Source organism: Hymenobacter oligotrophus (assembly GCF_003574965.1).
GTDB lineage: Bacteria > Bacteroidota > Bacteroidia > Cytophagales > Hymenobacteraceae > Solirubrum > Solirubrum oligotrophum.
In genome coordinates, this window is record NZ_CP032317.1 from 2,146,739 (window position 1) to 2,170,763 (window position 24,025).

Sequence of the window (24,025 nt, forward strand, 5' to 3'; positions counted from 1 at the left end):
GGCGAGCGGGCAGCCACGGCAACTTCGGTTGCCGGGCTGCGATACCAAGCTGCGCTGCCTCGCTTACTGATCCCATTCCACCTACTCCATGAAAACAACCTTACGCTTGACTTTAGTGGCGCTGCTTTCGGGCGCGGCTTTGCAGGCCGCCCGGGCGCAAACCACCGTGTATGTAAACGATGCCGTTACCGCGGGCGACGTGTACACCTCGGCGCCCGGCAGCGATGCCCTTGGCACCGGCACGGCCGCCGCGCCCTACCGCACCGTCGCGCGGGCCTTGCAGGAATTACCCGAGGGCAGTACCGTACGCATCGATGCGGGCACGTACACCGAACAGGTGGTGCTCGGCAGCAACGTATCGTTGCGGGGCGCGGGCACGGCGGCAGGCGGCACGGCCTCGGCTACCGTGCTCGAGGGCCAACTGCTCACGGCGCCAGATGGTACCACGGGCATTCTGATAACCACCAGCGGCGGCACGCCCGCGGCACCGGTTACCATTGCCAACCTCACGCTGCGCAACTACGACTTTGGCATTCAGACCAACAACGGCAACGGCAAACACGATTTTCTAATTGAAGACGTGGAAGTGGCCAGCAACCGCCGCCAGGGTGTGTTTTGGAACGCGGTAGGCAACAACCCCGTGGGCTCGGAGCGCATCACGTTTCGGCGCTTGCGGGCTACGGGCACAGCGTTTTCGGGAGGCACAGGCGGTGGGGCCAACGGCGCCGGGCGGGGCTTGCTAATTCAAAGCGGGCACAAGCATGCTTTTCTGATTGAAAACAGCGTGTTCGAGCAAAACCGCCGGGCAGGCATTGATGTAAACGACGGCAGCGTGAGCGGCCTCATTATTCGCAACTGCCAGTTTGGGCTGAACGGCGGCGCGGCCATGTCGATCCTAGGTGCTACGGGCCGATTGACGGCCGGGGGCCCCAACACCACGTTTGCGGCCCTGATCGAGAACAACGTTATCCGCAATAACGCTTCCAACGGCCTGGAGCTGAAATCGTGCGCGGGCACGGGGCGCAGCACAGGGCCGGGCAGCTTTGTTATCCGCAACAATTTTGTGTTGCGCGCCATTCAGGCCCTGCCCGCCGAACCGCAGTTCGACAACGCCGGCATTGCCTTCATCGACCGCGACCGGAGCGCAACCCTTGAAAACCCAACAGGCGGCTTTGCCAGCGACTTAACCACCGGCGGCGCTTGGATTGAAGGCAATGTGGTACGCGGCTACCTGCCGGGCAACCTAGCTGGGTTTGGGGTGAATGCGTTCGGCATGGTGCTCGAGGGCTCGAATAACAAGGTGCTGCGCAACGTGGTGTCGCAGTGCGAATACGGCATTCAGATACAAGATCGGCCCGCTGGCAGCAGCAGCGCCATAGGTGCGTACTACGGCGCCGGCGGCAACACCTTGCTTGTTTCGGCCGGCGACAGCATCAACCAAAACCGCATCGATAGTTGCAGCGTGTTTCCCTTGCGGGCCATCAATCTGACGAACGTAGTGAATGCCAGCCTGAACTGGTTAGGCGGCACCGATGCCGTAGCCATGATGGGTGCCAGCGGCACCGGCGGGCTGGTACGCACGCTCAACGGCAGCTTTGCTACGCAAAACTCCACAGGCACCACGGGCCGCCTCGACATCAGCCCCTACCTGAACAGCGGCACCGACACCTCGCCCGCGGCCGGCTTTCAGCCCGATTTCAGCTACCTGAACGTGGCGGCCAGCAGCCCATCGGCGGCGGGCACCTTGGGCAACCTGCAGGAGGCTGTGCTGATGCTTACCGACGGCGGCACCATTGATGCCGCACCGGGCAGCTACCTCGAAAGCTTGGTAATTGATAAAAACGTGTTTTTGCCGCAGGAAGGCGCCCCCGTGAGCGTGCGCGACCTGACTATGAACGGAGTTGGCAAAACGCTTACGCTGCGCGCGCCGCTCACCATCGACAACAGCCTGACGCTTACCAGCGGCCTTATCAGCAGCACCAGCACCGATTTGCTTACCCTGGCCGACAATGCCACCGCCAGTGGCGGCAACGCGGGCAGCTACGTGCAGGGCCCGCTGCGCAAGCTCGGCAACGATGCCTTTGTGTTTCCGGTGGGCCAGAGCGGCGTGCTGGGTCGCTTAGGTATTTCGGCGCCCAACACCACAAGCAGCGCCTTTACGGCGGAGTACCGTGCGCAAGGAGCGGGCGTTGCGGCCGTGCAGCCGCCGCTTAGCAACGCCAGCAGCGTAGAGCACTGGCTGCTGGAGCGCAGCGCCGGCAATGCCAACGTGCAGGTGCAGCTGTTTTGGGAAGACGGCGCCCGCAGCGGGGTGGTGTCGTTGCCGGAGCTGCGCGTGGCCCGGCTTAGCGGCAGCGCGTGGGTAAACGAAGGCAACACCGGCACTACCGGCGCGGCGGCGAGCGGCTCGGTTACGTCCGGCACCGTCAACAGTTTTGGGGTATTCAGTTTGGCCTCGGTAAGCCCCATCAACCCGCTGCCCGTCGAGCTGACGGCTTTCCGGGCCGAGGCCGTGGGCGACGGCAGCGTTCGGCTGCACTGGACCACGGCCCAGGAAAAAAACAACCGCGGCTTTGAAGTAGAGCGCGCCCGCAACGGCGAAAAGTGGCAGTACGTGGGCTTTGTGCGGGGGGCCGGCACCAGCTCGCAGCCGCAGCACTACACCCTGCTCGATGCCTCCGGGCTTACCGACGTGGTGTACTACCGCCTGCGGCAGCTCGATACCGACGGCAAAGCCACTTACTCGCCCATTGCGGCCGTGCGCCTGCTGGCAGCCCCAGGTACGCTGGCGCTGTTCCCGAACCCGGCCTCGCGCGAGTTGAACCTACGGCTGCCCAGCCCAACTACCGGCGCAGTTACCGTGCGCGTGCTTGATGCCGCGGGCCGCGTGGCCTGGAGCACCCAAGTGCCTGCCAACGGCCAAACCGTGCAGCTCGACCTAGGCAACCGCCTGAAACCGGGCCTGTACCTGGTGCGCGTGAGCGGCCCCGGCCTCGACGAAGCCGCCCAGCAACTGCTGGTGCAATAGCTCCGTTAAAACGCCCCCGCAAGCACCAAGGCCCGCCGGATCAGCCGATCCGGCGGGCCTTGGTGCTTGCGGGGGCGTTTGGCACCTAGGGCTTTTGCAGCTCTACGCTCCGGATTTGGTCGCCGATGTCGATGCGGTGCACCACCTCCATGCCGCGCTCCACCACGGCAAAAATGGTGTAGCGGCCATCGAGGTGCGGCGTGGGGCTGTGCGTAATAAACCACTGGCAGCTTTCGGTGTCTTTGCCGGCCGAGGCCAGGCCCACAGCGCCCTCAGCGTACTGACGGTCGGCAAACTCCGAGCGCAGGGTGTAATCGGTGCCGCCCCACCCGTCGCCGCGGGGGCAGCCGCCCTGGGCCACAAAGTTGGGCACCACCCGGTGAAAGTTTTTGCCGTTGTAAAAGCCTTGGTGCACCAGCTGCACAAAACTGGCTACCGAGCCCGGGGCCTCCTCCACCAACAAGCGCAGCACCACATCGCCCTTGGAGGTGTGCACCACCGCGCGTTGCCCGGCCGGTATGCCCGCTACCAGCTTCCAGTCGATGGGGTGTTGGGCAGCGGCGCTGGGTGTAGGCGTGGGCGTAGCTTTGCTTTCGAGGAAATCGAGGGCTTGCTGCAGGGCCTGCCAGGCTTCCACGTCGCGGGGCAGCACAATGCGCTGCTGCGCCTGCCGGAGCAAATCGAGGTTGCGGTACTCGTTGCGCAGGTTAAGCTTGGCGTCGTGTAGGGCGCCGGCAGCGGTACCAATCAGGGCCACGTCGTTGCTGGCTATGGCTTTTTCGAGGGTTTGAATGAACAGCGGCTGCTGCCCCGCCGGAAACGCCGGGTTGTTGCGCAGCGCCACCAAGGCCTCTATGCCGTAGGTGCTTACCACGGCGGGTTGCTTCGGCGCAAACGTTGCTTGTTCAATGAACGCATACGCGCCCGGGTCCTCGCCCAGCGCCTTCAGCAAAAACGCCTGCTCGTAGGGGTTGGCCGCAGCGCCGGCGTAGCGCTGCTGAATGGCCTTGCGGATGGGCTCTTTTTCCTCGGCCGAAGCGTGCTTGAGCGCGGCAGCAAACAGCACCGAACGTGCCCGCCACGAGTTCATGCGCTCGGCTTTATCCCGGAACAGCTGGCCCGTTTCGCCCGAAGCGTGGTTGAGGAAGAACTCGGCAGCCGTAACGGCCACTTGCGCGTTGGCATCGTCGAGGGCGGCCCACGCGGCCTCCTTCACGGGCACGTACATCGAGGCGTTCATGGCGCGCAACGCGGCTACGCGCACCCGGTAATCAGTGTCGCGGCGCAAGATGCTGGCCAGCGTGGCGGCCAGGCCGGGGGTTTTGACTTTACCTAGGGCAGCGGTGGCTCCGGCCCGCACGGCGTAGCTGGGGTCGGAGGTAGCGGCGGTGGCAACGGGGGCTTCGTAGGCCGTTAGGTCGAGGCGAGGTGTGCGGGCCAGCGTTTGGGCGGCCGCCAGTCGGGCTTCCAGCGGCTGTTGCCGGGCGAGCAGGCTCACGGCCCGGCGCACGCTGGTTTCGGAGGTGATGCCGCGCAGCCCGGCCCGGTACAAGCCCCAAGCCTGCCCGATGGTAGCCAGCGTATCGGCGCCGGGGTTGGCGGGAACGCGCAACAGCAAGGCCACCGAACCTTTACCCACGCATTTGCCAAGGGCCTCCAGCTGGGTGCGCCGCACGCGGGCATCGGTTTCCGTATTGATTTGGTTGGCCAACGGAGCCGCCGCCGCGCTATCGGCTGTTTGACCTAGGGCAAACGCCGCCGCCTGGCGCACCTCGGGCGCAGCATCCGACAAAGCACCTAGTAAATCGGGCAGCGCGGCTTTGTCCTGCACCGAGCCAAACGCCGAGGCCGCGGCCTGCCGGTAACGCACCTTGGGGCTTTGCAGAAACGGCCGCAGCGCAGCGGTTTGGCGCTGATCTTGCGCCGTGGCAATGCGCCGCAGGGTGGTATCGGCCGCAAACTGATTGAGCGCGGCCGCGTTTTGGGGCACGCGGGCGGTGGTGCAGGCTGCCAGCAGCGCGGGCAGGGCAAGCGGAAGGAGGGCGGAGGGGCGCATCATAGCGCCGGAAATTAGGAAAAGCCGGGCGCATCGGCTACGCCAGTGGCAAAGTAGGCGGCAGCCGTAAGCCAACTGCAGCCAGCTACTTGCCTGTGGGTACTGGCAATCTTGTTCGGAAGCCGTCGGCTAAGGTAGCTCCGCGGAGCTCCAAACCTTCCTCCACGCAGTGCGTGCACGGCAGCTCGGCGCCCCAGCACTGGGTGCCGCTACGCGGCACCCGCACACGCAGGTTGGGCGCGATAGGCAGCAACACGGTAGGCGGTACGGGGGCCAACTCGGGCTGCGCAATGCGTAGTACAAACTGGTAGGGCTGCGTGCGTACGTAGTACAGTTGGTCGCGCAAGTTGTGGATAACCCACACCGTGAGCAGGGCCCAGGGCAAGTACGCCATTAGCCCGCGTTGCGCGGGGCCTGGCCAGCGGGGCCCTGCCCAAGGCCAGATAGCGGCCACCACCAGAAAACCCGCCCCAAAACGAAAATCGGGCCCAGCCACAAACCAAAACATGCACCCCAACCAGGCCACTAGCCAGGCTCCGGCCCAACCTTCCTCGGCGGGGGTGCGCGGGCGGCGCCACCGCCAAGCCGCCACCAGCGGCGAACCTAGTGCCAGTACTACCATAGTTCCCCAATAGCCTTGCATCGGTGCCCACCAATTGGGTAGCCACTCCCACAGCGTTTGGTGCGGCGGAGCGTAAGGGCTCTGGGCTGAGTTGCGCGCTAAGTTCACCACCATGCTGTGCTCCATGCGGGCGTACTCGTAGGGCAGCTTCCAGTCCACGTCAAACAAATCAACCGCGGGCAGCGGGTAGATGAGGTAGCCGGTAAGCAACATGTTGCGCGTAAGCCAGGGCAGGCCCAGCAGCAAACCCAGCCCAAGGGGCAGCAGCCAGGTGCGCGGCCAGCGGTGCGCGGCCCGGTGCACCCAAGTAGCATACAGCGGCAGCAGCAAAACGGGCGCTGCCGAAAGCTTGAACGTAACCGCCAAGGCAGCTAACACCAGCAGCACCAAACGCTCGGCCTCGGTGGCGCTGGCCGGTGGGTGTTGGCTATACCACAGCAGCGTAAGCGCCAGCAACGCTGCCGTGGTGCAATCGGCCGTGACGGACGACAACCACACCTGAAAGTTGTACATCAGCAGCAGAAACAAGAGCATCGGCACCCACACCCTGCGGGCATCGGCTTCGGGGTTGCGCATGGCCGCAACCAGCGCCCGTACCACCACCACGGCCATCAGCGGATACAAATAGCTGCTTAGGCCGTAGGCCGGACCATAGGCTGTGGGCCAGCGCAGCAAGGCCATGGGCAGGTACAAGCTGGAGTTGAAAGCCAGCCGGCCGTGCAAATTGCCTAGGCCTAGCACCACGGGGTAGCGCTCCGTCCACTGCAAGGTTTGCAGCTGGTACAGGCCCACATCGAAATTGGTGGGGCGCTGGGTGCCAAACATTAGCAGCCAACCCAACAGCAGCAGCAGCAACAAACCGCCGGCCTTGGCGGGGGCATCCCAACGGGCGGGCCACTGCGCTTGCCAGAGCGCGCGCACCTGTTGCCGTTGGAGTATCAGCAAAGTTCCAACGCCTAGGGCCACCACGGCCTGCGCCCACGCATCCACAGCCGCCACCAACGACCAAAGTTGCAGCAGCGCCGTAAGCAGGGCCAGTCCTACCAGGCTCAGCCACTCGGGCGCGGGTAAGCGGCTGGCTCCGCCCACGCCGCACCGCTGCGCCAAGCGAAAAGCGGCAACGCCAAGGGTGGTTGTAACAACGGCCGTTATCAGCCAGATTAAAAGTACCGTAAGCATGCGGAGCGCAAAGGTGGGCAAAACCCGCCGGCGCACCAATCCACAACGCGGCCCGATTTTTGGCAACCGCCTACTATTACCCGCACTTTTGCTACCCTAACGCCGAAGCCCATGCTGCACCTCTCCCCTACCCGCCTGCTGCCCGTACTGCTCCTGGCCGCCGCTGCTTGCAGCGCGCCGCGGGCCGTTATTCATTCCGGCAAAGTTACGCCCAAGGGCGAGTTCAAGATCGGCGGCGACTTCGTGATGAACGTTGGCAACGAGGCCCTTAGCCAGGCAACCGGCGCCGTAAAGGACTTGGCCGAAAAAGCCGCCACGCAGGACACGGTGAATTACCGCCCGGCCATTGATCGGGTGCAGGCCGCTGCCTTGGCCTACGTGCTCGATCCGGTGCAGCTCGCGCCCGATTTGTACCTGCGCTACGGGGTGGCCAACCGCGTGGATGTCGGCTATAAATATTCGTTCGGGGCGCACAGCCTCGATGCCATGTACCAGTTCCTGGGCCCTACCGGCACGCCCGAGCGCCCCGGCGGGCAGGCCGGCGCTACCTACGCCAGCATCGGGCTGCAGCTGTCGGCGCAGCGGGCCAAGCTGCCCAGCATTCCCTTCCTCGACGACGCCGAGCAGCTACTGGGTTTCCGGGCCCGCCGTTACGACATTATGGTGCCGCTGGTGTTCAGCCAATCCCTAGGTGCCGAAGAGGAAATCGGCCACATTGCCTACGGCTTGGCCTACACCCGCTCGTTTCTGACGTACCGCTTCGAGCCCGGCCGGCTGTACACCGGGCCGGGCAGCGGACAGGTAAGCGAGCGGATTCCGGCAATAAAAGCCAGCCAGAGCTTTGGGGCCCTAGGTGGTTTCGTGAATGCGAAGTTCGGGTACCGTTACGTGTACGTGCTGCCTGCTTTGGCCGTGTATTATCAAAACTACGGCACGTACCAGTTGCTCAACAACCGTACGGCCCAGCTCAAGGGCTTCACGTTTATTCCGTCGTTGGGGCTGCAAATTCGCATACCCGGCAGCGGGCGGTAGGCGCTGCCCTAGGTGCTAGTGCTGGGCGGCGTTTTGCTGCATGTAGTCTTCCGACAGCACGCGGTAGCGGTCGAAGATGGAGCGCACTGCCCGGCGCATAACCATGGAGGCCTGGGCCGTGTTGGGAGCGGTTACGTTGGAGGCGTAGCCCTGCCACACGGCCCGGCCGTTTCGGTGGTCGATGAGGGTGATGAGCAGCGTGCCGTCGCTGAGCAGGTAGCGCACGCGGTCGTAGCCCTGGCGCTGATCCACGGGTAAGTCTTCGGTTTCCACTACATCTTGCTTAAGCCAGTGCATGAGGTCGGGCTGGTCGTAGCCGGTAAAGCGCATAGCCCCGTCGTACACCCGAAACGAAACCAGCAAATCGGGGCGGCGCTGGTTGAGGCGGTACCCCTGCGAGCGAAGGTGCGTTTGGATGGCCTCGCGCACGGTTTTATCCACCGAAATGGCCGTATCGGCCTCCAGGGTGGGCATGCTTTGCATGAATGCGAAGGTGCGGTAGTGGCGGAAGTTACCGGCATAGCTGTAATCCGACTCGATGCGGCTTTCGCGGGCGGTAAAACAGCCACTGAGCAACAAGCTTAACAAGGCGGCAGAAGCGGTAGCGGTGGGTTTCATAGGCTCGAAACGAAACGGTGGCAGTGAATCCAGAAGGTACTTAAAAATCTCGCTACGCAAAAACTCTATACATTGATACTCAAATCATAAGCTGAACCGCAAACCAATGGCCTCCGGATTTGCTATATTGCTTTTCCGGCCTTGTTTGGGGCTTTGCTTATGCTTGAATTTTACCTCAACGACCAACTGGTGCGGCCCGCGCAACCCGCCGGCAGCACCCTGCTCGATTTCATCCGGTATCAGCAGCACCTTACCGGCACCAAAATCGGGTGCCGCGAGGGCGACTGCGGCGCCTGTACCGTGCTGGTAGGCGAGTTGCAGCCCGACGAGCAAACCGTGCGCTACCAGAGCATGACAAGCTGCCTCACGCCGCTGGGCAATGCGCACGGCCGCCACATCGTAACCGTCGAGGGCATCAGCCCCGCCGCAGACCGCGCCCTCACGCCAGTGCAGCACGCCGTAGTGGCCGAGGGCGGCACGCAGTGCGGCTTTTGCACGCCCGGTTTTGTGATGTCGCTGACGGGCCACTGCCTAGGTGGCGCGGCTACCCCCGAGGCCACGCGGGCAGCCATGGACGGCAACATTTGCCGCTGCACGGGCTACAAGTCGTTGGAGCGCGCGGCCGATAAGCTGGCAGCGCACTTGCTGGAGCGCGATGCGGCTCCGGCCCGCCTGGAGTGGCTGATTACCCAAGGCTTTGTGCCCAGCTACTTCGCCCAAATGCCCGCTAAGCTGGCCCAGGTGCGCGCTGCCACGGCGGCCGATGTGGCCGCCCAAACCGGCGGCCGCACGCCTGCTTCAGCCGAGCTACCGGCCAGCTGGCTGCTTGGCGGCGGCACCGATTTGCTGGTGCAGCGGCCCGACGAGGTGCTGGCCGCCGAGGTTAACCTGCTTTACGGCCACGCTACCCGCTGCTACGTGCGCGAGTTGCCCGCCGGGCAAGTGGCCCTAGGTGGCGCCACCACTGTGGAAGACCTGCGCCGCTCCGAGCTGATGCAGCGCCACTTTCCGCAGCTAGCGCGGCACCTCAAGTTGGTATCGAGCACCCCCATCCGCAACATGGCCACGGTGGCGGGCAACTTCGTGAATGCCTCGCCCATCGGCGACCTTACCATCTTCTTCCTGGCCCTGGGAGCCGAGCTGACGCTGCAAGATGCCGCCGGCCAGCAGCGCACCTTGCCGCTGCGCCAGCTGTACCGCGGCTACAAACAGCTCGACCGCCGCCCCGACGAGCAGATTGCCGAAATTCGCTTTCAGCCACCGGTTGCAGGCGAAGTGTTCAACTTCGAGAAAGTAAGCAAGCGCACGCACCTCGATATTGCCAGCGTAAACTCGGCCGCTCGGCTGCGCGTGGCCGACGGCGAGGTGCAGGAGGCGCACCTCTCGGCTGGCGGCGTGGGGCCCACGCCCTTGTACCTAGGGCAGGCATCGGCTTACCTGATCGGTAAAGAACTTACGCCCGACACGCTACGCGGCCTCAACGAGGTCGCGCAGCAAGAAATCAGCCCGATTAGCGATGCGCGCGGCACCGCCGAATACAAGCGCCTATTGCTGCGCCAGCTGCTGTACGCGCATTTTCTGGAGCATTTTCCGCAGCACGTTAGCCTGGCGGCGCTGGTGTAGCCGAAGGCCTAAACTCCCCTCCTTCTTTAAGGAGGGGACGCCGTGCCGAAGGCGCGGCTGGGGTGGTTAATCGTTGCTGATGTTAGGCAGCAACTTCAATCAACCATACTCAATAAGCCCTAGGTCAACAACGCCAGCAACGCCCCAACCACCCCCGTTGCCGCTAAAGCGGCAACATCCCCTCCTCAGCTGAGGAGGGGAGTTTTATTGCTTCGCATTCCCATCCATGTACAACCTCGACGCTGCCGGCCACGTGCGCGGCGAATCGCAATACCTCGACGATATTCCGGTGCAGCGCGGCACCTTGCACGCGGCCGTGTACGCCTCGCCCCTAGCTCACGGTAAGCTGAACGGCCTGCGCCTGGAGGCTGCTTTGGCTGCGCCCGGCGTGGTACGCATCCTTACGGCCGCCGACATACCCGGCGAAAACCAAATTGGTGGCATTGTACCCGACGAGCCGCTGCTGGCCGAAGGACATGTGCATTTCAGGGGGCAGCCGGTGGCGCTGGTGCTGGCCGAAACCGAACCACAAGCGCGCGCCGCCGCCAAGCTGATTGAGGCCGACATCGAGCCGCTGCCCGTGATAACTGACCCGCGGGTGGCCTATGCGCAAGGCGAGCTGATTGTGCCGCCCCGCACCTTCCGCCTCGGCGACCCAACCGCGGCGTGGGCCGAGTGCGCGCACATCATCGAGGGCACGGCCGAAAGCGGCGGGCAAGAACATTTGTACATCGAAACGCAGGGCGCCTACGCTTATCCCACCGAGCAAGGCGGGGTGCGCGTGCACTCATCAACCCAAGGCCCTACCGCCGCCCAACGCCACGCGGCGCGGGTGCTGGGCATTGGCATGCACCGCATCGAGGTGGATGTGGTGCGCCTGGGTGGCGGTTTTGGCGGCAAGGAAGACCAGGCTACCCCGTGGGCGGTGCTGGCGGCCCTAGGTGCCTACCTGCTCCGCAAGCCCGTGAAGCTGGTGCTGCCCCGCCACGACGACTTGCGCATGACGGGCAAGCGCCACCCCTACTCCTCCGACTACAAACTGGGGCTTTCGGCCGACCTGAAGCTGCTGGCCTACGAAGTTACCTTCTACCAGAATGCCGGCGCCGCGGCCGATTTGTCGCCGGCGGTGCTCGAGCGTACGCTGTTCCATAGCACCAATACTTATTTCATTCCGAATGTGCAGGCCACGGCCTACAGCTGCCGCACCAACCTGCCGCCCAACACGGCTTTCCGCGGGTTTGGCGGGCCGCAGGGCATGTTCGTGATTGAGTCGGCTATTGCCAAAGCGGCCGAGCAATTGGGCGTAACGGCCGCCGAAATTCAGCGGCGCAACCTGCTGCGCGAGGGCGACACGTTCCCGTTTGGGCAACCGGCCGAGCTGTGCAACGCCCATGCTTGCTGGCACCGCGCCGAGCAAGCCTTCGGCCTAGGCAACTGGCAACAAGAGGTGGATGCCTTCAACCAAAGCAACACGCTGCGCAAGCGCGGATTGGCCATCATGCCCATCTGCTTCGGCATTTCGTTTACCAAAACGGCCATGAACCAGGCCCGCGCCTTGGTGCACATATACACCGATGGCTCGGTGGGCATCAGCACCGGCGCCGTGGAAATGGGCCAGGGCGTGAACACCAAAATGGTGGAAGTGGCGGCACGCACCCTAGGTATCCGGAGCAACCGCATCCGCATCGAAACCACCAACACCACGCGCGTAGCCAATACCTCGCCTTCGGCCGCCTCGGCCACCGCCGACCTTAATGGCAAGGCCGTGCAGCTGGCTTGCGAGCAGCTGCGCCAGCGCCTGCTGGCGCTGGCCGCCGAGGAGCTGTGCGTAGCCGAAGAAGGCCTGGAGATTTGCGACGAGCGGGTGCTCACAGCCGGGCACCCCATCGAGTCGGACTGGGAAAAGCTGGTGGCTGCGGCGTACTGGAAACGCATCAGCCTATCAGAAAACGCCCACTACGCCACGCCCGACTTGTGGTTTGATCAGAAAACCGAAAGCGGCTACCCCTTTGCCTACCACGTGTACGGTACCGCCGCCGTGCAAGCCACCGTGGATGTGCTGCGCGGCACCTACGTGCTCGATGCCGTGCGCCTCGTGCACGACTTTGGCCAGAGCATGGCCCCGGGCATCGACCGCGGCCAGGTGGAAGGCGGCTTGGTGCAAGGTTTGGGTTGGATGACCATGGAAGAGCTGCTGTACGACGAGCAAGGCCGCCTGCTCAGCAATACCCTCAGCACCTACAAAGTGCCCGATTTGTACTCGGTGCCCGCCGATGTGCAGATCGAGTTCCTGGAAACCGAAGGCCACCCCAGGGCCATTTTGCGCTCCAAAGCCGTAGGCGAGCCGCCGCTGATGTACGGCATCGGCGGCTACTTTGCCGTGCGCAACGCCATTCGGGCTGCCCGGCCCGATGTTGCGCCGGCGTTTTCGGCGCCCATCACGCCCGAGAAAGTGCTGATGGCGTTGTGCGCACCTAGGGCCGAAGCAAACACTTCGCCCACCGCGGCGGCAGCCCAAAGCGCCACCAAAGCCTAGGTTGGATTATTCGGAATTGCCTTGAGCTTGCTTACCGCTTCTCCATCCGTTCCGCGCGATTTGCCGGTGTGGCAGCACGCCGGCGCGTGCCTGCGCGCCGGCGTGCCCGTTGCGCTGCTGCTGGTGGTGAGCAGCAGCGGCTCGAGCCCCGGCCGGCAAGGCTTCAAGATGACGGTTTCCGGGGGCAGCATGGCGGGCTCGGTGGGCGGCGGCATCATGGAGCACAAGTTTGTGGAGCTAGCGCGCAGCCGCATGGCCGAAGGCAACCACGAATTGCTACTGCGCCAACAAATACACCGCAGCGAAGCCCCCCACCACCGCTCGGGCATGATTTGCTCGGGCGAGCAAACCTTGCTGCTGCTGCCGCTGCGCCCCGAGCATTTAGCTGCGCTCGATGCGATTGTAGCCATGCAGCAACGCGCCGCGAACGGCTGGCTGGCGGTGCACGCCGATGGCTCTTTGCACGTAGGCACCGGCGCGGTACCTAGGCCGCTGGGCTTCGCTCCCAAAACCACCCTAGGTGCCAACAACTGGCACTACACCGAGCACCTAGGCTTCCGCGACCAGCTCACCATCATTGGCGCTGGGCACGTGGCGCTGGCGTTGTCGCGCATTGTGGCCACGCTCGATTTTCACCTCTCGGTAATTGACGACCGGCCCGAGTTAAATACCCTGCTCGACAACCCCTACGCCCACCAAAAACACTGCGTGCCCTACCACGAGCTGACCGACGCCGTACCCGCCGGCCCGCACCACTACGTGGTAATCATGACGTTTGGCTACCGCTCCGATGCCGTTGCCCTGCGCCAGCTTATCGGCCACGAGCTGGCGTACCTAGGGCTGATGGGCAGCGAAGCTAAAATTGCCCAGCTGTTTGCCGAGCTACGACACGAGGGCTACACCGAGGCCCAGCTGAGCCGGGTGCAAGCGCCCGTGGGCGTGCCCATTGGCAGCCGCACCCCCGAAGAAATTGCCATCAGCGTAGCGGCGCAGCTTATTCAGCAGCGCAACGCCCCGCCGGCGGCGCGTACCTAGGGCACGGCACACCAACGGGGCGTTGCAGGTAGTTTTTGGCAGTAGCCTATGACCTAGCGCTTGGCGGCCAGGGCCTTTTGCGCGGCGGCCGTAGCCGGCGCGTAGGTCGGCTGAATCATGGCTAGCTCATCGATGGAAAACCCCGACGACTTAATCCACCGCTGGAACTCCGGCGTGCGCACGTCCTCAATGCGGTCGTACTGGTGCTTGGCGGTGATTTGCTCGGCCAGGTCGCGGCCTGCGGTTTGCTCGATGATGTACGCTACGGCGCAGGGGCGGCCGGTGCGGTCGATAAAGCAGGGGCGGCGCTCGTGCGGGAAATCGTAGTTGGCGGGGTATTGTCCTGCCATCCAGTAATTGCGCAGCAGCTTGAGGGCGTGGTAGCGGTTGCGGCGTTGGCGGTTGGTAAGGGCACGGGTGCCTTTGCGTTGCAAAAGGGCCTCTACGTACTGAAAATGGGCGGTTACGCGCAGGTGTTCGTCGGTGGTGGAGGTAGGCTCGGTGCCAAACTTACGGACGTAGCTAACGTCGCCAAGAACCGCATTAACGGCCTCGGCTGAGGACGGTTTGCGCTGGCAGCATACACACAGCAATGCGCCCAGCAACAGGTGGGTGAAGATAAGCGGCAGTTTCACGGTGGAGAGAAGTAATTGTATTCAATAAGCTGTATTTAAAGATGATTGTATTGCCTTGGCAGCGGCAAGTTATATACATGATCCTACAAAACATAAAATAGTTGCAACAAAATAAAAATGTTATTGGTAGCCGGCGGCCTGCAGCCTGAACAGCTCGGCGTAGCGCCCGCCGCGGGCCAACAGCTCTTGGTGCGAGCCAATTTCGACGAACTGCCCGTGTTCGATTACCAGAATGCGGTCGGCCATGCGCACGGTGCTGAAACGGTGCGAGATAAGCACGGCCGTTTTGCCTTTGGTTAGCTCGGCAAAGCGCAAAAACACCTCGTGCTCGGCGCGGGCATCGAGGGCGGCGGTGGGCTCGTCGAGGATGAGCAACTGCGCATCGCGCATGTACGCCCGGCCCAGGGCAATCTTCTGCCACTCGCCGCCGCTCAGGTCGACACCGCCGGCAAAGCGCCGCCCAATCATCTGCTCGTAGCCACCGGGCAGCTTGCCAATAACCGTGTCGGCGAGGCTGCGGCTGGCCGCGTCCGCGATGCGCGTTTGGTTTTGCCGCTCATCAATGCGGCCCACGGCAATGTTTTGGCCCGCAGGCAGCTGAAAGCGTACGAAGTCTTGGAAAATGACGCCGATTTCCTGCCGCAGCTCGGCTGGGTCGTAGGCGCGTAAATCGTGGCCGTCGAGCAAAATGCGGCCTTCGGTGGGGTCGTAGAGGCGGGCCAACAGCTTTACGAGGGTGGTTTTGCCGGCGCCGTTTTCGCCCACCAGCGCCAGCTTCTCGCCTGCGCGCAGCTCAAAGTTGAGGTGGCGCAAGGCCCACTTTTCGGCGTTGCGGTACTTAAAACCCACTTCCTCGAACCGGAAACCCTCGCGAATGGGCCGCGGAAACGGCAGGTAGGGCTGGCTGGCATCGCGCACAATGCGCGGCTTCATCTGGAAGAAATCAAAGAAATCCTGCAGGTACAGGGCGCCTTCGGCCAGCGAGCTGAAACGGCTGAGCACGCCTTCGAGCAAGCCCCGCAGGCGGGCAAACGAGCCGGCCAAAAACGTAAGCTGGCCAACCGTCATGCGCCCGTTCACGGCTTGCACAATCAGGTACAAATAGGCGGCGTAGTAGCCCATGGTACCGATGGCGGCAAACACGGTGCCCCAGCTGGCGCGGCGTACGGCCAGCGTGCGGTTTTTCAGAAAAAACTCGGTGGACAGCGTCCGGAACCGCTCGATGAGAAAGCCCGACAGTCCGAAGATTTTCACCTCCTTGGCCGTGTCGTCGGAGGCGCCGGTTTGGCGCAGGTAGTCCAGCTCGCGGCGCTCGGGTGTCCAGCTATGCACCAAGGAGTAGCTGCGCTCGTTAAAGTGCGATTCGCCCAGAAAAGCCGGCACCACCGCCACGCCCAGCAACAGCAGCAGCCACGGGTTGTAAGCCACCAGGCCCGCGGCCAAAAAGCCCATGCTCAAAATATCCTGCGCCTGCCCCAGGAGCTGCGACATAAGCATGGTGCGCGACAGGGTTTGCCGCCGGGCGCGCTCGAGTTTGTCGTAAAAAGCAGCGTCCTCAAACTGGTCGAGGTCGAGTTCGGCGGCGTGCTCCATCAGCTTTACCGAGGAGTAGTTGGCCAGCAAGTCGCCCAGCAACGAATCGAGCAAAGCCACGGCCCGCCCCAGGGCATCGGAGAGCACCGCCAAGCCAAACTCCAGGGCCACCAGCGTGAGCACCGGCGTAAGCGGCACGGGGCCGCCGGCACTGCCTTGGTTTAGGCGCACCACCTCGTCGATAATCAGCCGACCGATGTAGAGCATGGCCAGCGGCAGGCCAGCGCGCACCAGCCGCAGCAACGCGTTGAGCACAAACAACCTAGGGCTGGTTTGCCACACCAGGCGCATAAACGCGGGAATGTTGCGCAAGGCCGCCGCCCGCTCGCGCAGCGTAAGGGCAGGTTTGCCGTCGGGCCTAGGTCGTTTGGCCGATATGCGGCTGAAGAGGTTTGTCCAGAAGCTCATAGGTAGTACGCGTGCATACGCTAAGGCATAACAAGCGGCTGCACGCTTTGGCCAAAAAGCTGCCAAACCAGGTGCGCAATCGGGCCCATTGGCCGTTGGCAGCGGCTTACCTTTGCCGCACCACGCGCGTACTACCTCGTTATGCCTACTGCCCCCGCCCGGGTTTACACAGCCGGTTTCTGGCTGATGTGCCTTAGCTCGTTTCTGTTCTTTCTCTCCTTCAACCTGCTGATTCCAGAGCTGCCCGACCACCTCACGCGCCTGGGCGGCGGCGACTACAAAGGCTTTATCATTGCCTTGTTCACGCTCACGGCCGGGCTTTCGCGCCCGTTCAGTGGCAAGCTGGCCGATACGGTGGGGCGCATTCCGGTAATGGTGGTGGGCTCGTTGGTGTGCTTTATCTGCGGATTTTTCTACGTGTGGGCCACCACGGTTTTTAGCTTTTTGCTGCTGCGCCTGCTGCACGGTTTCAGCACGGGCTTTAAGCCCACGGGCACGGCCGCGTTCATCGCCGACATTGTGCCCTTGGAGCGCCGCGGCGAGGCCATGGGCTACCTGGGCGTGGCGGGCTCATTGGGCATGGCGGCCGGGCCGGCGCTGGGCGGCTACCTCACCACCTACTTCCCACTGAACACGCTGTTCTACTTGTCGTCGGGGGCGGCGCTGCTTTCGGTGCTGGTGCAGGGCACCATGACGGAAACACTGCCCCGCGCCCAGCGGCAGCGCTTTCACCTAGGGCTGCTGAAGCTGCAGTGGCACGAGGTGCTCGATACGCAGGTGCTGGCGCCGGCCGTGGTTACGCTGCTGTGCCTGTTTCCGTACGGCGTAATGCTCACGGTAATACCCGACCAAAGCCGCACGTTGGGCATCGACAACAAAGGCCTGTTTTTTACTTGCTACACCTTGGCCTCGTTGCTGATCCGGCTGGTGGCCGGCCGCGCCTCCGACCGCTACGGCCGCGTGCCGGTGCTGCGCATCTCTACCATTATGCTGCTGGTGGCACTGGTAGTGCTGGCCCTGGCCCAAAGCAAGCTGATTTTCCTAGGTGCGGGAGTGCTGTTCGGGTTGGCAGCAGGCCTCAACTCACCCACCCTGTACGCCTGGACGGTAGACCTCAGCGACCCGGAGCGCCGCGGCCGTGCCGTGGCTACCATGTACATCTTTCTGGAGGTGGGCATTGGTCTAGGTGCCCTGCTGGCCGGCTGGCTCTACAGCAACGAGCCCGTGCGCCTGCCGTGGGTGCATGGCCTAAGCGTGGCGTGCGTGGTGGCCGCTTTGGTATACCTGTACCGGCAGCCTACGCGCCAACTGGTGCGCGGCTAACCCAAGCGCTAAAAATATTCATACAATCTTCTTTTAGATATAAGCCAGCCGTGTACTTTTAGGCTACCAAAACTGCGTATCCCCTGCATTTAGCCGCGGCCACCCAGCTTTTAGGTGGACTTATCGCGCTATATGCTTTTGTTTTTACGGTACCTAGGCCTGGCGGCATTGCTGGGCGTTATTACTCACCCGGCAGCGGCTCAGGACGAGCCCGTTAAGTTCGGCAAGATTGAGCCCGACGTTTTTAAGCCCAATCAGTACAAAGGCGCCGACGCTGCGCCGGCCGTTGTGCTCTGCGATTTTGGCACCTCGCGCATTGTAGGTGCCCAAGACGGGTTTAAGGTGGTGTTCGAGCGGGTTACGCGCGTGCTGGTACTCAACAAAGCCGGCTACGAGCAAGCCAACGTGGCCGTGCCGCTGTATCACCGCGAGGGCAAAAAGGAAGAGCTGCTAAACTTGCGTGGCTTTACCTACAACCTCGTGGGCGACAAAATCGAGAAGCAGAAGCTCGACAGCAAGGCCACCTTCGAAGAAAAGCTCGACGACCGCCACACCCTACACAAGTTTTCGCTGCCGAGCGTGCGCGAGGGCAGCATCATCGAGTACGCCTACACCATCAAGTCCGACTTCCTGTTCAACCTGCAGGACTGGCAGTTTCAGCGCGACGTACCGGTGGCTTGGAGCGAGTACCGCACCGTTATTCCGGGGTACTTTCAGTACAAGGAAATTCCGCACGGCTACCTGCCCTACACCGCGCAGGGCCGCGATATTGTGGGCTACTCCACAGGCTACACCCAATCTACCTCCGACCATTATGGCACGCACAGCGCCGCCACGGGCTCGGGCCAGCAAATGCTGCTGTCGGGCAAGGCCGTGCGCAGCGTGTGGGTGATGAAAAACGTGCCGGCGTTCCGCGAGGAACCCTTCATGACCACTCGCAACGACTACCTGGCCGCCATCGATTTTGAGCTCGACAAGGTGGTGTTCGATCCGCAACGGCCGCAGCAAGTAAGCTCTACTTGGGAGAAGATTGCCTCGGAATTGCTGCAGGAAGAAGACTTTGGCGTGCGCCTGCAGGGCCGCTCGCCGCTCCACAGCGCCGCCGAAGCCCTAAAAGCCCAGTACCCCGAGCCGAACGCGCGTGCTGCGGCGGTTGTGGCCTTGGTGCAAAACAAGGTGCGCTACAACGGCCAGGAGCGCCTGTACGCCACCAACCCGCTCCGGCGGGTAGCGGAGCAAGGCCAGGGCTCTGCGGCCGAAATGAACCTGCTGCTGGTGCAAACCTTGCGCGACGCCGGCCTGGAGGCCCAGCCCGTGCTGCTGAGCACGCGCAGCCACGGCTTGGTGCAAACCGAAGTGCCGCTGCTTAGCCAGTTCAACTACGTGGTGGCCGCCGTAACGGCGCCCAACCAACCCGATTTGCTGCTCGATGCCACCGAGCCCCTGGTAGCGGCTGGCACCTTGCCGGAGCGGTGCCTCAACGGCCAAGGCCGCCTTATTACCGCCTCCGGCGGCAAATGGGTGTCGTTGGCGCCCAAGCTGCGCCACGTGCAGCTTACCACCGCTCGCCTTGCCCTCGATGAGCAGGGCGCCCTGAAAGGTACGCTGCGCGAAGAGTACAGCGGCTACGCCGGCCTGGCCCAGCGCCACGCAGCGGCTGCCAGCGGCGCGCCGGCTTACTTAAAAGCCTTTGCCCAACAACACGCCGAGTGGCAACTAACCGATGCCAAAGTCCTGAACCTGGACAAGCCCGATCAGTCGCTGCTGCTCGAAACCGGCCTGGCGGTGCCCAGTTCGGCGGGCGGCAATGAGCAGCGGTTGTACGTGCCGGTAATGCAGCTTTTTACCAATGCCAAAAACCCCTTCGAGCACGCCGAGCGCGCGTACCCCGTGGATTTTGGCACGCTGCAGGAGCTTGTTACCACCGTGCAGCTGGCCTTGCCGGCCAATTTGGCCGTGGAGGAGTTGCCCAAACCCCTACAGCTAGAGCTGCCCAATGGCGTTGGGCGCTACAGCTACCAGGTAAGCCAAGAGGGCAACACCCTACACCTTACCAGCCGCATGCAGCTGCGCAAAACGCAGTATCTGCCCCACGAGTACGCCGCCCTGCGCGAGCTGTTTACCCGCTCGCTGGCCAAAAACGCCGAGCCGCTCGTGTTTCGCCGCACCAACTAGCCCCCTGCCCGCGGGCCGTGCCCCAATCACCTAGGGCATCGGCTAGCTCGGCGGCCGTGCTAAGCACATACTTTCTTTAACCCATTATTTATGAAGCACTGTTTACCCTTGTTGCTGACGCTGGCTGGCACCCTTGGCAGCGCCGCTTTCATCCCGGCCCTAGGTCAGGCCGACCCTATCAAATTCGGCAAGATCGAGGCGAAAGAGTTTGACCCCGCTGCCTTTAAAGCCGACAGCGCCGCCAATGCCGTATTGCTCTGCGACTTCGGCCGCACGCGCTTCAACGTGGGCCCCAAAGGCAACTTTCAGTATGTATTTGAGCGCACTACCCGCATCAAGATCCTGAAAAAAGGCGGCTACGAGTGGGCCGACGTGCAAGTGCCGCTCTACCACAAAGGCGGCGACGAGGAAAAGCTGAGCGGCGTGCACGGCTACACCTACAACATGGGCGCCAACGGCCAGATTGAGAAAGTGAAGCTGGAAACCGGCAACGCTTTCACCGAAAAGGCCTCCGCCAACGTTACGCTGCGCAAGTTTACCATGCCCGGCGTGCGCGAGGGCTCGGTTATCGAGTACACGTACACGCTTACTTCTGACTTCCTGTTTAACTTTCAGGACTGGCAATTTCAGCACAGCATTCCGGTGCGCTGGAGCGAGTACCGCGCCGCCATTCCGGAGTACTTCGACTACAAGCAGCTGTGGCAGGGCTACGAGCCGCTGGCCGTGCAGGAGCGCACCGAAGGCAACGGGCAGTACACCGTGCGTTGGTCGGCCGAAATCAACACCTACGGCCGCACCTCGGGAGGCAGCGCCACCGTTACACCTAGGGTAATGCACCACCGCTGGGCCATGCAAAACGTGCCGGCCCTGCGCGAGGAACCGTACATGACCACTACCCGCGACTACGTATCGCGCTTGGATTTTGAGCTGGCCGGCGTGCGCTGGCCCGACGAGCCCTACCGCGACATGAGCAGCTCGTGGCCCAAAATGCAGCAAGAGCTGCTCGAAAGCGAAAACTTTGGCATGCAGCTGCGCCGCGGTGGCTTCCTGAAAACGGAAATCGACGCCATCGTGCAGAAGTACCCGAACGCGGTGGAGCGCGCGGCGGCCGTGCACGACTTGGTGCGCCGCAACGTAAAGGCCAGCGGCACGGGCCTGTACGCCACGGGCTCTATCCGGAAAACCTGGGAGCAGCACCGCGGCTCGGCAGCCGATGCCAACCTGCTGCTGATTACGCTGCTGCGCGACGCCGGCCTGAAAGCCAACCCCGTGATTTTGAGCACGCGCGAGCACGGCTACGTCAACACCTCGTTTCCGCTGCTGTCGCGCTTCAACTACGTGGTGGCGCACGTGCAGCTGCCCGATAGCCAGCAGGTGCTGGCCGATGCCACCGAGGAGCTAGCCCCCTTTGGGATGCTGCCGGCCTCGTGCCTTAACGGCCAGGGCCGCCTGATTACCAGCGCCAAAGAAGGTGCCTGGGTACCGCTGCAGTCGAAGTTCCGGTTTGTGCACTTCCGCTCGGCCGAGCTTACGCTCGATGAGCGCGGCAGCCTAGCGGGCAAAGTGCGCGACGAAGGCGCCGGCTACCTGGCCCTGGTGCAGCGCAACTCCCTGCGCGAGCAAGGCGAAAAGAAATACGTGGAGAGCCTGCTGAAAAACAACGGCGGCTGGAAGATCGACAAGTTTGCGTTCCAGAACGTGGATGCCCTGGCCAAGCCCCTGTCGCTGAACCTGGACGTGCGCGTGCCCGGCGAATCGGAGCAACCCCTAGGTACCATTTACCTGAACGTGCTGCAAACCCTCAATCAGGCCAGCAACCCCTTTCTGCTCACCGAGCGCCGCTTCCCCGTTGATTTCGGCACGCTGCTGGAAGAAACCAACATGGTAACCCTCACCCTCCCCGACAACTACACCGTGGAGGAGATGCCCGCCAGCACCGCCATCGAGTTGCCCGAGGGCGGGGGACGGTTCTTGTTCAGCATTACGCCCCTGGGCAACAAGCTGCAGATTACCAGCCGCCTGACCCTGAGCCGTGCTTTGTACTTGAGCGAGGAATACCCTTCGTTGCGGGAGTTTTACACGCGCATGCTGGCCAAGCAAGCCGAAAAAATCGTGCTGAAGCGCAAGTCATGAGCCCAGGTTGGAAATCCACTCTTAAGCAGTTGGCACTGGCCGGCGCCTTGGGCTTGGCGCCGCTGCTGGTCCAGGCCGGCCAGCCCCCGCAATGGCCCGTCAGCAGCATTGCAGCCCCGCTACGCCAGGGTGCGCATGCCGTAATTCGTCAGCAAGACGACGTGCTTGCGGTGAAGGCGGCTGGGCGCATGGTGCACACCGTGCGCCGCGTGGTAACCGTGCTCGATGAGCAGGGCGACAACTGGGGCGTGGCCGTGGTACCCTACGATAAGCTAACGCAAGTAAGCTACCTGCGCGGCACCGTGTACGATGCCGAAGGCCAGGCGGTGCGCACCCTGCGCCCCGCCGACATCAAAGACTACAGCAACGTAAGCGGCGCTAGCCTTTTCGAGGACAACCGCGTGCGCGTGGCCGACCTGCGCCAGCCCCGCTACCCCTACACCGCCGATTTTACCTACGAATACACCTCCGATAATACGCTGAATTTCCCGACCTGGAGCCCCCAAGACGAGGAGCACGTAAGCCTGGAGCACGCCACCCTGCGCGTAACTACTCCGACCGAGCTGCCGCTGCGCTACCTCGAGGAGCGGCTGCCGCAGGGCGGTGCCGTCACCAAAAGTCAGCAGGGCAGCCAGCTGGTGTATGCCTGGCAGCTTACCAACCTGCCGCCGCTCGAGCGCGAGGCCTACAGCCCGCCCGTGGCCGAGCAGGTGCCTACCGTGTACACCGCCCCTACCGCTTTTGAGGTGCAGGGCCACCGCGGCGACATGACCACCTGGCAAGGCCTGGGTAAGTGGGAGTACGACCTGAACCAGGACCGCGCCGAGCTGAGCCCCGAGGTAAAAGCCAAAGTAACGGCTTTGCTGAAGGACGTGACCGACCCGCGGCAGCGCGTGCGCAAGGTGTACGAGTACTTGCAAAACTCCACGCGCTACGTATCGGTGCAGCTGGGCATTGGGGGCTGGCAGGCGTTTCCGGCTAGCACGGTGGCCAGCACCGGCTACGGCGACTGCAAGGCTCTGTCGAACTACTGCATGGCCTTGCTGCGCGCCGCTGGCATCGAGAGTTACTGCGCCATTATTGGGGCGGGCGAGCAACGGGCGGCCATTCGCACGTCGTTTCCGAGCAACCAGTTCAACCACATGATTTTGTGCGTGCCCATGCCCAAGGATACCGTGTGGCTGGAGTGCACCTCGCAAACCGAAGCGTTTGGGTACCTAGGCTCGTTTACGGGCGGCCGCCACGCCCTGCTGCTCACACCGCAAGGCGGCAAGCTGGTACGCACGCCGGCCTACGCCGCCTCCGCCAACGGCCAGTTTCGCAACGCGCAAGTGGCAATCGACGACAAAGGGTTTGGCCGAGCCACGGTGCGCACCGTATCGACGGGGCGGCAGCAAGACGAGCTGGCGCAGATGCTAAGCGCCCTGCCGCCCGACGAGCAACGCAAGCAGGCGTATGCCCGGCTGGGGTTGGCTGCCGTTACCATCGAGCAAAGCAACTGGCAGCGCAACCACCTAGGCGCATTGCCCGCGGTTACGGAGCGCCTCACGCTGGCTTTGCCCAGCTACGCCTCGCTTACCGGACGGCGCCTGTTTCTGGTGCCTAACTTGCTCAACCGCTTGCCGCCACCGGCCTCGGCAGTAGGGGCACGCCAAACGCCCTTGGTGTTGCACCTGCCCTTTACCGATGCCGATACCGTGCGCTTTACGGTGCCGGCCGGCTACAAGCCCGAGTCGGTGCCGGCGCCGGTGCAGCTGCGCACCGCGTTTGGCAGCTACGACGCGCAGGTGCAGGTGCTTCCCGATGGCAGCATTCAGTACATACGCCGGCTGCAAATGCCCAATGGCCGCTTCGAGGCCGCGCAGTACGAAGCATACGAAGCCTTCCGCCAGCGCATCAGCAAAGCCGACCGCATGCAGCTGGTGTTGGTGCGGCCCGAATCCTGATACCGACCTACTGCCACACTTTTCTCAACAGCCACTCCGCTTAGGGTGGCTGTTGTTTTTTGCTCCTACCGGGGTTAGGCAGC

Annotated in this window: 14 protein-coding genes; 9 read left to right on the forward strand and 5 right to left on the reverse strand. The window is 63.3% G+C overall.

The window, feature by feature from the left end:
- The first annotated feature begins 88 nt into the window (after positions 1-88).
- Positions 89-3,028: a right-handed parallel beta-helix repeat-containing protein gene (locus D3Y59_RS09205; RefSeq protein WP_119444788.1), complete on the forward strand. Its 2,940-nt coding sequence runs from the start codon at positions 89-91 to the stop codon at positions 3,026-3,028.
- Positions 3,029-3,113: 85 nt separating this feature from the next.
- On the opposite strand, the gene D3Y59_RS09210 is transcribed toward D3Y59_RS09205, so the two are convergent.
- Complete coding sequence (locus D3Y59_RS09210) at positions 3,114-5,087, reverse strand: peptidylprolyl isomerase (protein WP_119444789.1); 1,974 nt, start codon at positions 5,085-5,087, stop codon at positions 3,114-3,116.
- A gap of 82 nt (positions 5,088-5,169) precedes the next feature.
- Positions 5,170-6,885 carry an LIC_10190 family membrane protein gene (locus tag D3Y59_RS09215; RefSeq protein ID WP_162910662.1) on the reverse strand — a complete coding sequence of 572 codons (1,716 nt, stop codon included), beginning with the start codon at positions 6,883-6,885 and terminating at the stop codon, positions 5,170-5,172.
- Between the two features lie 111 nt (positions 6,886-6,996).
- On the opposite strand from D3Y59_RS09215, the gene D3Y59_RS09220 reads away from it, so the two are divergent.
- Positions 6,997-7,917, forward strand: a complete 921-nt coding sequence (locus D3Y59_RS09220; RefSeq protein WP_119444791.1) for a hypothetical protein — start codon at positions 6,997-6,999, stop codon at positions 7,915-7,917.
- 15 nt (positions 7,918-7,932) lie between these two features.
- Here D3Y59_RS09220 and D3Y59_RS09225 read toward each other — a convergent pair whose 3' ends face one another.
- The gene (locus D3Y59_RS09225; RefSeq protein WP_119444792.1) at positions 7,933-8,535 is read right to left on the reverse strand and encodes a DUF4136 domain-containing protein; all 603 of its coding nucleotides are present in this window, start codon (positions 8,533-8,535) and stop codon (positions 7,933-7,935) included.
- A 159-nt stretch (positions 8,536-8,694) separates the two neighbouring features.
- Here D3Y59_RS09225 and D3Y59_RS09230 point away from each other — a divergent pair, with 159 nt between their 5' ends.
- The 3 genes from D3Y59_RS09230 to D3Y59_RS09240 all read left to right on the forward strand — a co-directional run bounded on the left by D3Y59_RS09230 (position 8,695) and on the right by D3Y59_RS09240 (position 13,729).
- The gene (locus D3Y59_RS09230; RefSeq protein WP_119444793.1) at positions 8,695-10,158 is read left to right on the forward strand and encodes an FAD binding domain-containing protein; all 1,464 of its coding nucleotides are present in this window, start codon (positions 8,695-8,697) and stop codon (positions 10,156-10,158) included.
- 226 nt (positions 10,159-10,384) lie between these two features.
- Positions 10,385-12,694 carry a xanthine dehydrogenase molybdopterin binding subunit gene (locus tag D3Y59_RS09235; protein ID WP_119444794.1) on the forward strand — a complete coding sequence of 770 codons (2,310 nt, stop codon included), beginning with the start codon at positions 10,385-10,387 and terminating at the stop codon, positions 12,692-12,694.
- Positions 12,695-12,715: 21 nt separating this feature from the next.
- Entirely contained in the window at positions 12,716-13,729 is a 1,014-nt protein-coding gene (locus tag D3Y59_RS09240) for an XdhC family protein (RefSeq protein WP_240410321.1), read from the forward strand.
- A gap of 53 nt (positions 13,730-13,782) precedes the next feature.
- Here the strand turns inward: D3Y59_RS09240 and D3Y59_RS09245 are convergent, their stop codons facing one another.
- Entirely contained in the window at positions 13,783-14,364 is a 582-nt protein-coding gene (locus D3Y59_RS09245; RefSeq protein ID WP_119444795.1) for a hypothetical protein, read from the reverse strand.
- 120 nt (positions 14,365-14,484) lie between these two features.
- Complete coding sequence (locus D3Y59_RS09250) at positions 14,485-16,365, reverse strand: ABC transporter ATP-binding protein (protein WP_119444796.1); 1,881 nt, start codon at positions 16,363-16,365, stop codon at positions 14,485-14,487.
- A 141-nt stretch (positions 16,366-16,506) separates the two neighbouring features.
- Here D3Y59_RS09250 and D3Y59_RS09255 point away from each other — a divergent pair, with 141 nt between their 5' ends.
- The 4 genes from D3Y59_RS09255 to D3Y59_RS09270 all read left to right on the forward strand — a co-directional run bounded on the left by D3Y59_RS09255 (position 16,507) and on the right by D3Y59_RS09270 (position 23,942).
- On the forward strand, positions 16,507-17,688 hold the full coding sequence (locus tag D3Y59_RS09255) for an MFS transporter (protein WP_119444797.1): 1,182 nt from the start codon (positions 16,507-16,509) through the stop codon (positions 17,686-17,688).
- 132 nt (positions 17,689-17,820) lie between these two features.
- A complete protein-coding gene (locus D3Y59_RS09260; protein WP_119444798.1) occupies positions 17,821-19,863 on the forward strand; it encodes a DUF3858 domain-containing protein in 2,043 nt (680 codons plus the stop codon).
- 90 nt (positions 19,864-19,953) lie between these two features.
- Positions 19,954-21,996: a DUF3857 domain-containing protein gene (locus D3Y59_RS09265; RefSeq protein ID WP_119444799.1), complete on the forward strand. Its 2,043-nt coding sequence runs from the start codon at positions 19,954-19,956 to the stop codon at positions 21,994-21,996.
- Positions 21,993-23,942: a DUF3857 domain-containing transglutaminase family protein gene (locus D3Y59_RS09270; protein WP_119444800.1), complete on the forward strand. Its 1,950-nt coding sequence runs from the start codon at positions 21,993-21,995 to the stop codon at positions 23,940-23,942. Before D3Y59_RS09265 ends, D3Y59_RS09270 begins: the two co-directional genes overlap by 4 nt.
- Positions 23,943-24,025 lie beyond the last annotated feature (83 nt).

What these genes read in the sequence shown, in the direction of transcription:
- D3Y59_RS09205 (WP_119444788.1), top strand. Translation starts at nt 89, where the DNA reads ATGAAAACAACCTTACGCTTGACTTTAGTGGCGCTGCTTTCGGGCGCG.
- D3Y59_RS09210 (WP_119444789.1), bottom strand. Translation starts at nt 5,087, where the DNA reads ATGATGCGCCCCTCCGCCCTCCTTCCGCTTGCCCTGCCCGCGCTGCTG.
- D3Y59_RS09215 (WP_162910662.1), bottom strand. Translation starts at nt 6,885, where the DNA reads ATGCTTACGGTACTTTTAATCTGGCTGATAACGGCCGTTGTTACAACC.
- D3Y59_RS09220 (WP_119444791.1), top strand. Translation starts at nt 6,997, where the DNA reads ATGCTGCACCTCTCCCCTACCCGCCTGCTGCCCGTACTGCTCCTGGCC.
- D3Y59_RS09225 (WP_119444792.1), bottom strand. Translation starts at nt 8,535, where the DNA reads ATGAAACCCACCGCTACCGCTTCTGCCGCCTTGTTAAGCTTGTTGCTC.
- D3Y59_RS09230 (WP_119444793.1), top strand. Translation starts at nt 8,695, where the DNA reads ATGCTTGAATTTTACCTCAACGACCAACTGGTGCGGCCCGCGCAACCC.
- D3Y59_RS09235 (WP_119444794.1), top strand. Translation starts at nt 10,385, where the DNA reads ATGTACAACCTCGACGCTGCCGGCCACGTGCGCGGCGAATCGCAATAC.
- D3Y59_RS09250 (WP_119444796.1), bottom strand. Translation starts at nt 16,365, where the DNA reads ATGAGCTTCTGGACAAACCTCTTCAGCCGCATATCGGCCAAACGACCT.
- D3Y59_RS09255 (WP_119444797.1), top strand. Translation starts at nt 16,507, where the DNA reads ATGCCTACTGCCCCCGCCCGGGTTTACACAGCCGGTTTCTGGCTGATG.
- D3Y59_RS09260 (WP_119444798.1), top strand. Translation starts at nt 17,821, where the DNA reads ATGCTTTTGTTTTTACGGTACCTAGGCCTGGCGGCATTGCTGGGCGTT.
- D3Y59_RS09265 (WP_119444799.1), top strand. Translation starts at nt 19,954, where the DNA reads ATGAAGCACTGTTTACCCTTGTTGCTGACGCTGGCTGGCACCCTTGGC.
- D3Y59_RS09270 (WP_119444800.1), top strand. Translation starts at nt 21,993, where the DNA reads ATGAGCCCAGGTTGGAAATCCACTCTTAAGCAGTTGGCACTGGCCGGC.